The following is a 230-nucleotide window of genomic DNA, read 5'->3' as shown; positions in this document are numbered from 1 at the left end:
GGGGAACGCCACCGCGCTTTCCACGCCCTTTTGCTTGAGCGCGATCGCGCGCATATCGCGGATCACTTTTTCCGTGCGATCGAGCGACGCGCCGTTCGGCAGTTGCGCGAACGCGATCAGATACTCCTTGTCCTGCGCGGGCACGAAACCGCCCGGCACGATACGCGCGATCAGCACCGTTGCACCGACCAGGATCGCGTACACCGCGAGCATCGCGCCCTTGCGGCGCA

General features: G+C 65.7%; 1 protein-coding gene. It reads right to left on the bottom strand.

Annotated elements, in window-relative coordinates:
- A partial coding sequence (locus SB753_RS42145; protein ID WP_410805835.1) for an efflux RND transporter permease subunit occupies positions 1-230 on the bottom strand: 230 nt, incomplete at both ends.

The organism is Paraburkholderia sp. SIMBA_053, from assembly GCF_046534895.1.
GTDB lineage: Bacteria > Pseudomonadota > Gammaproteobacteria > Burkholderiales > Burkholderiaceae > Paraburkholderia > Paraburkholderia caledonica.
The sequence above is the reverse complement of the archived record's forward strand: the minus strand, read 5'-3'. Positions and strand labels throughout refer to the sequence as shown.